Raw genomic sequence first — 11,157 nt, 5'->3', positions numbered from 1 at the left:
GCCGACGCCTCGCGGCGACGGCCTCCTCCTTGATTTTGCCCAGGAGCCTACCCGCCGCTACGGGGCTCCGGCTCGCGGCATGCAGAAGAAAAAGCGGCGTTCTCCATGCAACGCCAGTGGTCTGGACACGTGGGGCGCGATGCCCTTGTGGGCGAAATCAAGGAGGAGGGGACGGCCGCAGGCCGGCGCCGGGGGACATTCGCCGGCAAGGGCATCGCGCCACAGCGCCCGACCCACCGGCCGCCGCCGCACCCGGAATTGCAGTCGCCTGCAGTCAGCCGGTGCGCCCCAACGAGGGCGGCACGCAGTGCGTGATCCACAGCGCCAACGCACCGACCAACAGCCCGGCAAGCACATCCAGCAGATCGTGCTGCCAGGTAGTGAGCGTCGAGACCAGGATCAGCCCACAGGCGCCGTTCCACAACCAGCGCACCGCTGCCGCATCCGCCTGCAGCGACTGCCGCCATGTCTGCCAGACCACCACCAGTACCGCAGCGTGCAGCGACGGCGCCATGTTGAAGGGCGCTTCGAACGCGCGTAGTTGTGCGAACAGCAGGCCGCTCGCGCCCTCCGGCTGCGGCAACACACGCACGTTGCCGGTCGGCCAGCACACGAAGGCAAGCATGCAGGCGGCCTGCACCAGCGCGATGGCCAGGGCATGGCGGCGCAGGGCCGATCGGGTCGGGCAGAGGAAGAACGTCAGCGGGTACAGCAGGTTCAGCGCCAGGTACGGCCAGATCGTCCACGCCCAGAACGGGATCGCCTCGTCCCAGCGACCGTGCAGGCTGTAGGTGTGCGCCTGGCTGGCTGCCCAATGGTTGGTCCAGCTGTAGCCATGGATGAACATCGCGCCGAGCAGCAGCATCCACAGCATCGCCTCGCGCCAGGGCGGCTGGGGAACGGAAGCGTTGGCAACAGACGGCGTGGGCACGCGCGCACCGTAGCAGAACGTGGCCCGCCTGTTTGCCGCTATCCTTGCGCTTTCGCGGATACACGGACTGTACGCAGTGGCAGCAGCAGGCAGTCAGCAACACGCAGGCCCGCACGCGGGAGAACCGCGCTGGACGCGCAATCCGGCATGGGCGCTGTTTTCGCAGACCCATGCGCAGCGCCAGCTGCTGCTGGTGTCCGGTGGCGCCGACGAACTGTATGTGGTCGATGAGGCCGACACCCCGACGGTCATCGAGCGGATTCTCGGCCACTGGGAAAACGACACCCTGGCGATCCTGCAGGACGATGCCGAGTGCGGTCCGGCGGTCCGCCAGTTGATACGTCTCGGTGTGCTGGTGCCGCTGCGCGCCGCGCGCAGAGTGACGCGCTACGCACTCGACTGGCTCGGCGAACCGCTGCCGGGATTGGCCGACGCCTTCGACCGGCATGCCAGCCCGGATCTGCAGCGCGTCGATGCGGTCGCCGATGCCGACCTCCTCGTGCTGGTCCGGCACGGGCTGGGCTGGGAACAGGCCTTGGCCCGCTACCGCACGCAGATGCCGGCACAACCGCATCTGCTGCTCGACCTCAGCTATCACCACACACTCGCGCTGGGGCCCTATGTGGTGCCCGGCCAGAGCGCCTGCGTGTATTGCCTGGGCAACCGGGTGCTGCGCCGCTGGGGCGAAGCACCCGTGCCGGCGATGCCGGCGATGGCAGCGCAACCGGCACGGATCGCGGCGCTGGTCGCGCCGTTGCTGGATCAGCCGCCGCTGTTGCTGGGCTATCTGGAACGCAGCGTCTGGCTCGACCTGCATCGCCTGCACGGCGAGCGCGACCGGGTGCTGCGGCTGCCGTGGTGCCCCGCCTGCCAGGGCGGCGAGGCGTCGCTGCCACCACCGCTGTCCTTGCCTTGGGACACCGGGCGCCCGTGATAATGTGCGCCACGCGCCGGGCGTTTCCGCCCCGGTCAATGGAGTGACCTCATGTATCGCCTGCCGACCCAGTTCGATGCCAGTGCCTCACGCCAGGACCTTGCCGCGGCAGGCGGCGGCTCGACGTCGACCACCTGCAGTTCCTGCATCGTCACCCTGCTCGGCACCTCGGTGCTGTCGGCGGTGGTGCTTGGCAAGCTGGACCCCGTAGCGGCTGCGGTCGCCAGCGTCGACACCCGTACGGACCTCCACGCCCAGCCACCTGCGTTGCCGCAGGCGCCGCCTGACGCTGCGAATCCGCACGCTCCGGAGACGACCGTTCCCGTTGTACCGGTGGTCGGATTAAGCCGCACCAGTCGGGTGCTGCTCGGGCTGTTCGCCTTGCCGCTGGCCGCGATCGGCGGCGGCATTTTCATGAGCACCGCCAACCCGATCTTCGGCCTGTTCGTCGCCGTCGGGCTGTATGTCGGGATTTACGCCCTCGTCTACGAGCGCTCGGGGCGGTCGCTCGGGCGCGGCATCGGCATCGGCATCGCCCTGCTGCTGGGCCTGTTCGCCGTCGGCGCCCTCGAGATGATGCTCTGGCTGAGCGTGATGAAATGAGCCGCGCCGCCGTGCAGGCGGCGCAGCCGGAAACGCCCACGCTGTCCTCGCACCTGCTGCATGGCGCGGCACGTTCGCGCTGTGGTCTGGTACGCCCGGCGCAGCCGATCGAGGCCAGCCCCTGCGATGCAACCGGGCCCTTGTTCCAGGGACGGCGCGTACACAACGCCGCTACTCCGGCCGACCCCGCCAATCCCTGGCAGGGGGTCTCAGGCGCGGTCGCACTGGAGGCCGATGCAGCCGCCGATGGCGCGGTCGCCGAGGCTTTGGAGCGGCTGGCGGCGGCGCAGGCGAGCGTGGAGGTGCGTCGCCGTGACGCGCTGACACCCGCACACCGCCTGGACGAATCGGCCTTCGCCCTGTTCTCGGCTCGCCAACGCGCCACGCCCGGCTTCCCGTGGCCGATGCCCGAACGCGATGACGATCTGTTCGCAGCGGTGCATTCGCTCGATGACAACCGCATGGTCTGGGTGCCGCAGGAACTGGTCGGACTGGGGCCGCGCCGTGGCCTGGCGCGCTTGCCGTCCACGTCCAGTGGGCTGGCGGCGTGGCGCGATGGCCGCGATGGCGCCTGGCTGGCGCTGTTGCGGGCGGCCCAGGAGCTGCTGGAGCGCGATGCACTGGCGGTGACATGGCTCAACGGCGTGGCCGGCCGGCGGATCGCGTTGCCGCCGCAATGGCACGCCCATGTGGACGCGCGCGGCGGTGAACTGCAGGCCTTCGACCTGACCCAGCACTGGAACCCGCACCCGGTGATCGCGGTCGCGGGCGGCATCCCGTTCGAAGGCCGCCCCCGCCACGTGCTGGGCATCGCCTGCCGCGCCGATCCGGGCGAGGCGCTGCACAAGGCGCTGCTGGAATGGCAACAGGCGCTGACCTTTGCCGCGCATCTGTGTGGCCGCGAAAGCGCCCGGCTGCCGCGCGATGCCGCAGCACTGCGCAGTTTCGATGAACATGCCGCGTTCTACACCCTGCGCCCCGAGCTATGGCCGCAGCTGCCGCTGCTCGGGGAGGCGGGCCCCAGCACCTTGCAGTTGCCCCTGCCGGGCGCGGCGATCCCGCCCGCCGCACCGCGCGCCATCGCCGAGCTGGATCTGCTGCGGCGCCGGCTGGGCAGTGCCGGCATCGCGCTGTACTACCGCGAGATGACCACCGCCGATGTGGCCGCGGCCGGGCTGCGGGTAATGCGGGTGTTGTCGCCGCAGCTCAGCGGCCTGCATGCCGACGAGCGTGCGCCGTTCCTTGGTGGCCGTTGCCGGGACGTGGCCTGGCGCTATCCCGGCGTGCCGCACGGCGGCGCGTTTCCCAACCCCTTTCCGCATCCATTGGGCTGATCCCCGAGGACCGCATGCCGTCACCGCCTTCCCCCTGGGACGATGCCCCCCTGTTCCATCTGTTCTGGCACAACGGCGAACTCACGCCTGCGCGCGCGGAGGTGATGCGCGCGCGCATCGCCGAGGATGCCGCACGTGCCTGGTCGCCGCCGCGGCCGTTGCATGCAGCCGCCGGCATCGCCCTGCCGGACCCGGTGCTCCCCGGTGACGCGCTGGCACAACGCCACAGTGGCCGCCGCTTCGGTGACGCGCGCTGGGGCGCCAAGGAACTGGGCCGTGTGCTGGCCCCGCTGCGGGCACGGCCCGGCGAGAGTGACACGCGGCGCCTGCCGTCCGGCGGGGCCAAGTACCCGATCCAGGCCTATGCCGCGCTGTACGGCAGCGACGGTGTGACCGCTGCAGACCCAGGCATCCATTGGTATGACCCACTTGAACATGCGCTGGTACCGGTGGCGCCCTGCCCGCCGTGGCCGGCGCTCGCCACACTGCTTGGCGTGGATTGGCCCGAGCGCCCGGCGGCGGTGCTGTTCCTGATCGCCGAACCGGCCGGCACACTGGCCAAGTACGGCGAGCGCGGTGGCCGCTTCGTGTTGATCGAGGCCGGGGTCTGGCTGGGGGCGCTGGGGCAGGAAGTGGCAGCGATGAACGCCGCCGGCTGCGCGATCGGCTCGTTCGACGACGCCGCCGTGCTGGCCCTGCTCGGGCTCGACCCGCAGCGGCATCTGGCGGTGCTGGCCTACGCGTGTGGTCCGGCGCCGTGAACGCTCGCCGGTGTCGCGCAGACGGTTGACGTACATGGCCGGGGATTGCCAGCGGATGGCCGCTGCCTGCATTGCCCCGCTGCTGCAGTCACTCGACCATGGGCTCCCCGCTCACGGACGACGCACGACATGACCGACACCCCCCTCTGGATGCTGCTGGCCGCCACCGGCACCGCGCTTGCCGTGCTGCTCCACATCGGCTGCATCGCCTTCGGCGCCCCGTGGTATGAATTCTTCGGGGCCGGCCAACGCATGGTGCGACTGGCCCGTGCCGGGCGTGCCGAACCTGCCGTGATCACTGCCGCGATCACCCTCGTGCTGAGCATCTGGACGCTGTACGCCTTGTCGGCCGCCGGCTGGGTCCGTCCGCTGCCCGGTACCCGCTGGGTGCTGCTGGGAATCATCGGCATCCTTGGCGGCCGGGGCCTGGCCGGGCTGATCATCGGCCGGGTCCGCCCGGGCTATAACGGTGCGCGCTTCTGGTATGCCAGTTCACTGACCTGCCTGGCGCTGGCCGCCCTGTACGTCGCCGGCACCCTGGCCCGGTAGTACCCGGCGGCAACCCCTGGCCACGTGATTGCCGGCCAGCGGCCGGCACTGCCGGTAACCGGCCAGCATCAGCCGCCGCTGGGGGCGACGGAAGCAATCGTCAAGCATATGCTCATGACCGGAGCGCATCAGGCCCTTCCGGATCGGCCTGAACGGGTGACGGTACCTGCGTGGTTGCCGGCCAGCGGCCGGCACTACAATGCCCGCATGCAGATTGGCCCCTACAACATCCAGCCCAACGTGGTGCTGGCGCCGATGGCCGGTGTCACCGACAAGCCCTTCCGCCTGCTGTGCAAACAGCTGGGTGCAGGCTTGGCTGCCTCGGAGATGACCATCTCCGATCCGCGCTTCTGGAACACCCGCAAATCGCTCCACCGCATGGACCATGCCGGCGAGCCCGACCCGATCAGCGTGCAGATCGCCGGTACCGAGCCGCAGCAGCTGGCCGAGGCGGCGCGCTACAACGTGGACCACGGCGCGCAGATCATCGACATCAATATGGGCTGCCCGGCCAAGAAGGTGTGCAACGCCTGGGCCGGTTCGGCGCTGATGCGCGATGAAGACCTGGTCACGCGCATCCTGACCGCGGTGGTCAACGCGGTGGACGTGCCGGTCACCCTGAAGATCCGCACCGGCTGGGACTGCGACCATCGCAATGGCCCGCAGATCGCCCGCATCGCCGAAGACAGCGGCATCGCCGCGTTGGCCGTGCACGGGCGTACCCGCGACCAGCATTACACCGGCACCGCCGAGTACGAGACCATCGCCGCGATCAAGGCCGCGCTGCGCATTCCGGTGATCGCCAACGGCGATATCGATTCACCGCAGAAGGCCGCGCAGGTGCTCAAGCAGACCGGCGTGGATGCGGTGATGATCGGTCGCGCCGCCCAGGGCCGCCCGTGGATCTTCCGCGAGGTGGCGCACTACCTGGCCACCGGCGAGCTGCTGGCGCCGCCGTCGGTCGCCGAGGTACGCAACCTGCTGCTGGGCCACCTGCATGCGTTGCATGATTTCTATGGCGAACAGCAGGGCGTGCGCATCGCGCGCAAGCACCTGGGCTGGTACGCCAAGGACCGGCCGGAAAACGCTGCCTTCCGTGCGGTGGTCAACCGCGCCGAGGATGCGGCCAGCCAGGTCGCCCTGACCACCGAGTATTTCGACGCCCTCGCCGCCGGCGAGTCGTTGTCGTCCGCTGCCTGAGCCTTTGCCATGACCCCGCCCATCACTGCACCGACCTATCTCCACGGTTTCTCCGATACCGAGCAGCACCGCCTGGTCACCCAGTCGCGCCTGTTCGAATCGAGCATCTTCAGCGGCATCGATTACGGCGGCGCCACCCGCCTGCTGGAAGTCGGCAGCGGCGTGGGCGCACAGACGGACATCCTGCTGCGGCGGTTCCCGGAGCTGCATGTCACCGGCGTGGACTTGAGCGAGGCGCAATTGGCCACCGCCGCCACCAACCTGGCCAAGACGCCGTGGTGCCGCGAGCGCTACACGCTGCTGCAGGCCGATGCCGGCAACCTGCCGTTCGGCGCGCGCGAATTCGACTCGGCCTTCCTGTGCTGGGTGCTGGAGCATGTGCCGTCACCGGCGCGGGTGCTCAACGAAGTGCGCCGCGTGCTGGTGCCGGGCTCGCCGGTGTATGTCACCGAAGTGATGAACGCCTCGTTCCTGCTCGATCCGTACTCGCCGCATATCTGGCGCTACTGGATGGCCTTCAACGATTTCCAGTACGACCACGGTGGCGATCCGTTTGTCGGCGCCAAGCTCGGCAACCTGCTGCTGGCCGGTGGCTTCCGCGATGTGCACACCGAGATCAAGACCATCCACCTGGACAACCGCGAACCGGCCCGTCGCAAGACCATGATCGCGTTCTGGGAGCAGCTGCTGTTGTCCGCCGCCGATCCGCTGCTGGAGGCCGGCCTGGTCGACCAGGAAACGGTGGATGGCATGCGCCGCGAGTTCAGCCTGGTCCAGAACGACCCCAACGCGGTGTTCTTCTTCTCCTTCGTGCAGGCCCGCGCAACGGTGTATTGATCGCGGCGCGGCGCTAGCGCGTCGCCCAGGCGACCAGGGTCACCACGACCGCTGCCGCCAGCAACACCCAGATACCCAGTCCGCCCCGATCCCCCGGGGCCACCGTGCTGCCACCGGCGGTGTTGCGGGCCCCTTCGCGCGGGCGTGCGGTGGGCGTGTTGCCCACTTCCAGGGTACCGGTGGCCGGCCGCTGGCTGCGCTCGGTGAGCTTGTTCTGCATGCGTCGCGCGCGCTCGGGATCGACCTTGCGCAGCTCGTCCAGCAGCACCTGCTGCTGGCGTTCGCGGTCCGGCTGCGCCTTGGCCTTGCGCATGATCTCGCGCAACGGCACTGCCGGCTGCTCGGCGGAGCGGCCCGGGGCCAGCTCCAGCAGCAGCGCGCGATACTCCGGCGGCACATCGGCCAGCCGGGTGTAGCGCGTGCCATTGATTTCCATGTCGAACCGCTCGGTCACGGTGCCTCCGTCCAACCTGCCTTCGGTGCCATCACGTCGGTGCTCGGCGGCGCATGCCAGATGCGCTGCCACAGGGTCGCGAACCGGCGCTTCAGCATCGTCCTGCCCTGCTCCCCTTCATACGCCGGGCGCAGCTGTCGCGGTGTGATTCCGGCCCAGCCTTCGCCTTCAGCCCGCGCAACCGCGAAGGTGAAGGTGTAGTCCGGCTCCAGGCCCATGCGCAGATCGCTGAGCCGCAGTTCGCCATCGACCACCTGGGCGCGCATGAAGCCACGGTTGAACCAGTTCAGGCGCTGCACGGCCGGCAGCGTCGCCGCTTGGCGCAGTGCCTGTACGTTGGAGGGATGGCCCTCGAAGGTCATCGGGCCGTGGTCGGCGATCAGCGAACGCTCGCCGATCACGTAGCCGTTGGGCGTCATCGCCACCACCTGCCAGAGCAGTGTGTTGAATGGCATCGCCACCGAGAAGCGCGGCGCATCGCCCAGCCCCATCGCGGCGAGCGCGCGGTCGGCTTCGCGATCGACGCTGTGCTTGGCCAGCAACGACCAGCCCAGGTAGCCACTGCTGAGCACCAGCCCGGCCACCAGCGCCTTCTGCGCCAACGGCCGCGCCCGCGCGAACCACGCCACCGCGCAGGCGAGCAGCAGCCACACGGTATACAGCGGGTCGATGATGAAGACGCTGGCCCACATCGCAGGGTGTGGGGTGAACGGCCACCACAGTTGGGTGCCGTAAACGGTGAAAGCATCCAGCAGCGGATGGGTGATCAGCGCCAGCAGGATCGCCCAGAACCAGCGCCCCGGCGCCTGCGCCACGCGGCCGTGACCAAACCGTTTGAACAACCACCAGATCAGCGCGGCCACCCACGGCAGCACCAGCAGCGAGTGACTGTAGCTGCGGTGTTCGACCATCAGCGCCACGGGATCGGCAGCAGTGAAGGCCAGAACCAGCGCATCCAGGTCCGGCAGAGTGCCGAGTGCGGCACCGGCCAACAGGGCCGCGCGGCGATGGCCGGCCGGGGCGATGGCGGCGGCGACTGCGCCGCCGAGTACGATCTGGGTAAAGGAGTCCATCGGCCGATGCTAGCAGCCGGGACTGGCCGTGCGCCTCTGCCGTTTTGCTCAGGCCGCTCTGGCCAGTGCGCCGCTGCCGGGCAGCGCCACCAGCGTCTGCCCGGTGTGATCCAGCAGCCGCAGGCTGCCGTCCGGGTCCTCGGCCAGCACGGTCAGGCTTTCCACCCAGTCGCCGTCGTTGGCATAGATCAGCCCGTCGCGTTCGACCAGCGCGGCGCGGTGGATATGCCCGCAGACGATGCCATCCAGACCGCGTCGCCGCACATCCGCAAGCCCGGCCTGGACGAAACGTTCGATGTAGCGCTCGGCCGCGCCGCTGCGCCTCTTGAGGAATTCGGAGAGCGACCAGTAACGCTGGCCGAGCCGTCGTCGCGCGGCATTGAGCAGGTGGTTGCCGGTGAGGATGCGGTAGTACAGCCAGTCCCCAAACTTCTCCTGCAGACCGCCGAAGTGGGTGACACCATCGTAGTCATCCCCGTGCACGACCAGCAGCCGGCGCCCGTCCGCGGTCACATGGATCGCCCGCCGACGCACCTGCATGGCCGGCAGCATCAGGCCGCAGACCTTGCGCAGCGAGGCATCGTGGTTGCCGGGGATGTAGATGATCTCGGTGCCGGTGCGCTGCAGCGCGTGCAGCGCCTGGATCACCTCGCTGTGGGCCGGCCGCCAGGCGGCCCGGCGGTGCGCCATCCACCACAGGTCGATGATGTCGCCCACCAGATACAGGCGTTCGCAGCGCAGCTCGGCCAGGAACCGGGCCAGTTCGGCGGCATGGCAGTGGCGTGAGCCCAGGTGCACGTCAGACAGGAAGACGGCCCGCCGATGGGGCGCCAGGGTCGTGCCCGGCCGCGTGGCGGCCTCCCGCGCGTCGCGCTGCTCGAATGCGTGCATGGCGTGCTCCTCAGGTCCGGCGGCCGGATGCGCCGAAGCCTGCACGGCCCCGACGACAGCCCGATGGCGGTTTGACGACGGCCGGGTGACACGCCCCGGCCTCGCGACCATCCGGAGGCCCGTCCACCGGCAATGGCGGCAGGCCATTTGTCACGCCCGTGGAACACTGGGCGGCGACGCTGGGCCCCAATCCCGTCACACAGGGCTCTGCGACGGGCACGCGGGCTTAACCACCGGCAACCCGTGCTGACGCACAATGCAAGTGCGCGACTTGCCGTGTATCATTCGCGGCCATCTTTCCATCCGAATCAAAGGATATTACGCCTGATGTCCAGCTACCTGTTCACCTCCGAATCGGTCTCCGAAGGCCATCCGGACAAGATTGCCGACCAGATCTCCGATGCGGTGCTGGACGCGATCCTGACCCAGGACAAGCGTGCGCGCGTTGCCTGCGAAACCATGGTCAAGACTGGCGTGGCCATCGTCGCCGGTGAAATCACCACCAGCGCCTGGATCGACCTGGAAGCGTTGACCCGCAAGGTGATCTTGGACATCGGCTACGACAGCTCCGACGTCGGTTTCGACGGCGCGACCTGTGGCGTGCTGAACCTGATCGGCAAGCAGTCGCCGCACATCGCCCAGGGCGTGGACCGCAAGAAGCCCGAAGAAATGGGCGCTGGCGACCAGGGCCTGATGTTCGGCTATGCCACCAACGAGACCGACAGCTACATGCCGGCCGCGATCCACCTGTCGCACCGCCTGGTCGAGCAGCAGGCCAAGATCCGCAAGAAAAAGAACTCGCCGCTGTCCTGGCTGCGCCCGGATGCCAAGAGCCAGGTCACCCTGCGCTATGAAAACGGCGCCGTCTCGGCCATCGATGCGGTGGTGCTGTCGACCCAGCACGCCCCGGGCGTGAAGCAGAAGGACCTGATCGAGGCCGTCCGCGAAGAGATCATCAAGCCGGTGCTGCCGGCCAAGTGGCTGCACAAGGGCACCAAGTTCCACATCAACCCGACCGGCAAGTTCGAGATCGGCGGCCCGGTGGGCGACTGTGGCCTGACCGGCCGCAAGATCATCGTCGACACCTACGGCGGCTGGGCCCGTCACGGTGGTGGTGCGTTCTCGGGCAAGGATCCATCCAAGGTCGACCGTTCGGCGGCTTACGCGGCCCGTTACGTCGCCAAGAACGTCGTTGCCGCCGGCCTGGCCGACCGTTGCGAAGTGCAGGTCTCCTACGCCATTGGCGTGGCCGAGCCGACCTCGATCTCGGTCACCACCTTCGGCACCGGCAAGATCAGCGATGACAAGATCGAGAAGCTGATCCGCAAGCATTTCGACCTGCGCCCGTACGGCATCATCCAGATGCTGGACCTGATCCACCCGATGTACCAGCAGACCGCGGCCTACGGCCACTTCGGCCGCAAGGCCAAGGAGTTCAGCTACACCAACGGTGCTGGCGAACAGGTCAACGCGACCGCCTTCTCCTGGGAGAAGACCGATCGCGCCGCCGCCCTGCGCGCGGATGCGAAGTTGAAGTAAGCCCTCGAAAGGGCCGCGAAAGCGGCCCTTTCACTTTGTAGGTAGTGGCCG

Annotated in this window: 12 protein-coding genes; 8 read left to right on the top strand and 4 right to left on the bottom strand. The window is 68.9% G+C overall.

Annotated features, from left to right (window positions below; all coding sequences use genetic code 11):
- Window positions 1-274 precede the first annotated feature (274 nt).
- Window positions 275-931, bottom strand: a complete 657-nt coding sequence (locus ACE026_RS06850) for a phosphatase PAP2 family protein (protein WP_486038476.1) — start codon at window positions 929-931, stop codon at window positions 275-277.
- A 76-nt stretch (window positions 932-1,007) separates the two neighbouring features.
- Between ACE026_RS06850 and ACE026_RS06845 the strand changes: the two genes are divergently transcribed.
- From ACE026_RS06845 to ACE026_RS06815, 7 genes are all read left to right on the top strand, one after another.
- Window positions 1,008-1,865, top strand: coding sequence for a hypothetical protein (locus ACE026_RS06845; RefSeq protein ID WP_486038475.1), 858 nt, complete (start codon window positions 1,008-1,010; stop codon window positions 1,863-1,865).
- A 51-nt stretch (window positions 1,866-1,916) separates the two neighbouring features.
- Entirely contained in the window at window positions 1,917-2,468 is a 552-nt protein-coding gene (locus tag ACE026_RS06840) for a hypothetical protein (RefSeq protein WP_486038474.1), read from the top strand.
- Window positions 2,465-3,802: a YcaO-like family protein gene (locus tag ACE026_RS06835; RefSeq protein ID WP_486038473.1), complete on the top strand. Its 1,338-nt coding sequence runs from the start codon at window positions 2,465-2,467 to the stop codon at window positions 3,800-3,802. The genes ACE026_RS06840 and ACE026_RS06835 overlap by 4 nt, the downstream gene beginning before the upstream one ends.
- 14 nt (window positions 3,803-3,816) lie before the next feature.
- Entirely contained in the window at window positions 3,817-4,563 is a 747-nt protein-coding gene (locus ACE026_RS06830; protein WP_486038472.1) for a SagB/ThcOx family dehydrogenase, read from the top strand.
- A 129-nt stretch (window positions 4,564-4,692) separates the two neighbouring features.
- Entirely contained in the window at window positions 4,693-5,112 is a 420-nt protein-coding gene (locus tag ACE026_RS06825; RefSeq protein ID WP_486038471.1) for a hypothetical protein, read from the top strand.
- Window positions 5,113-5,319: 207 nt separating this feature from the next.
- The gene (dusB, locus tag ACE026_RS06820) at window positions 5,320-6,312 is read left to right on the top strand and encodes a tRNA dihydrouridine synthase DusB (protein ID WP_486038470.1); all 993 of its coding nucleotides are present in this window, start codon (window positions 5,320-5,322) and stop codon (window positions 6,310-6,312) included.
- Window positions 6,313-6,321: 9 nt separating this feature from the next.
- Window positions 6,322-7,149, top strand: coding sequence for a methyltransferase domain-containing protein (locus ACE026_RS06815; RefSeq protein WP_070471740.1), 828 nt, complete (start codon window positions 6,322-6,324; stop codon window positions 7,147-7,149).
- A gap of 13 nt (window positions 7,150-7,162) precedes the next feature.
- Here ACE026_RS06815 and ACE026_RS06810 read toward each other — a convergent pair whose 3' ends face one another.
- Genes ACE026_RS06810 through ACE026_RS06800 form a run of 3 tightly spaced genes read right to left on the bottom strand, consistent with a single transcriptional unit; the run spans window position 7,163 to window position 9,567 of the window.
- Window positions 7,163-7,603 (bottom strand): hypothetical protein, encoded by a 441-nt coding sequence (locus ACE026_RS06810; RefSeq protein ID WP_282262434.1) that lies wholly within the window; start codon window positions 7,601-7,603, stop codon window positions 7,163-7,165.
- Window positions 7,600-8,676: a metal-dependent hydrolase gene (locus tag ACE026_RS06805; protein ID WP_486038469.1), complete on the bottom strand. Its 1,077-nt coding sequence runs from the start codon at window positions 8,674-8,676 to the stop codon at window positions 7,600-7,602. Before ACE026_RS06805 ends, ACE026_RS06810 begins: the two co-directional genes overlap by 4 nt.
- A 48-nt stretch (window positions 8,677-8,724) precedes the next feature.
- A complete protein-coding gene (locus ACE026_RS06800; RefSeq protein ID WP_486038468.1) occupies window positions 8,725-9,567 on the bottom strand; it encodes a UDP-2,3-diacylglucosamine diphosphatase in 843 nt (280 codons plus the stop codon).
- A gap of 327 nt (window positions 9,568-9,894) precedes the next feature.
- Between ACE026_RS06800 and metK the strand changes: the two genes are divergently transcribed.
- On the top strand, window positions 9,895-11,106 hold the full coding sequence (metK, locus tag ACE026_RS06795; protein WP_019182462.1) for a methionine adenosyltransferase: 1,212 nt from the start codon (window positions 9,895-9,897) through the stop codon (window positions 11,104-11,106).
- The last annotated feature ends 51 nt before the right edge of the window (window positions 11,107-11,157 follow it).

The organism is Stenotrophomonas sp. AGC87 (assembly GCF_057333975.1).
The sequence above is the reverse complement of the archived record's forward strand: the minus strand, read 5'-3'. Positions and strand labels throughout refer to the sequence as shown.

Coding starts and splice junctions, on each gene's coding strand:
- ACE026_RS06840 (WP_486038474.1), top strand. CDS start 1,917: ATGTATCGCCTGCCGACCCAGTTCGATGCCAGTGCCTCACGCCAGGAC.
- ACE026_RS06835 (WP_486038473.1), top strand. CDS start 2,465: ATGAGCCGCGCCGCCGTGCAGGCGGCGCAGCCGGAAACGCCCACGCTG.
- ACE026_RS06830 (WP_486038472.1), top strand. CDS start 3,817: ATGCCGTCACCGCCTTCCCCCTGGGACGATGCCCCCCTGTTCCATCTG.
- ACE026_RS06825 (WP_486038471.1), top strand. CDS start 4,693: ATGACCGACACCCCCCTCTGGATGCTGCTGGCCGCCACCGGCACCGCG.
- dusB (WP_486038470.1), top strand. CDS start 5,320: ATGCAGATTGGCCCCTACAACATCCAGCCCAACGTGGTGCTGGCGCCG.
- ACE026_RS06815 (WP_070471740.1), top strand. CDS start 6,322: ATGACCCCGCCCATCACTGCACCGACCTATCTCCACGGTTTCTCCGAT.
- ACE026_RS06805 (WP_486038469.1), bottom strand. CDS start 8,676: ATGGACTCCTTTACCCAGATCGTACTCGGCGGCGCAGTCGCCGCCGCC.
- ACE026_RS06800 (WP_486038468.1), bottom strand. CDS start 9,567: ATGCACGCATTCGAGCAGCGCGACGCGCGGGAGGCCGCCACGCGGCCG.
- metK (WP_019182462.1), top strand. CDS start 9,895: ATGTCCAGCTACCTGTTCACCTCCGAATCGGTCTCCGAAGGCCATCCG.